Origin of the sequence: Paenibacillus sp. LPE1-1-1.1, assembly GCF_040676435.1 — a bacterium.
In the GTDB taxonomy this organism is placed as follows: domain Bacteria; phylum Bacillota; class Bacilli; order Paenibacillales; family Paenibacillaceae; genus Pristimantibacillus.
In genome coordinates this window covers 1-310 of sequence record NZ_JBEGHY010000019.1, presented here as the reverse complement: position 1 = coordinate 310, position 310 = coordinate 1, and the positions used below count along the sequence as shown (strand labels likewise).

Below are 310 nucleotides of genomic sequence, written 5' to 3'. Positions count from 1 at the left end.
GAACCTGCCGAGGGATCAGTTGAAGCCTTACAGGCTGAATTAGAACGTTTGCGCATGGAAAACGCCTACTTAAAAAAGTTGAATGCCTTAGTTCAAAACAAGGAAAAATCACCAAACAAGACAAAGCCCAAGTAGTCTATGAATTAAGGCTTGAATTTCCGGTGATTGCATTATTAAAGCTCACAGATATCCCTCGCAGCACTTTTTATTACTTGGTGAAACAGTTTGACAAGCCCGATACAGACGCAGAACTGAAGCTCCTTATTCAATCCATTTATGATGAGCATGAAGGTCGTTACGGCTATCGTCG

General features: G+C 41.6%; 1 pseudogene. It reads left to right on the top strand.

The features are described 5' to 3' along the window. Positions 1-310 (top strand): annotated as a pseudogene (locus tag MRBLPE1_RS16805) (IS3 family transposase); the annotation flags it as partial.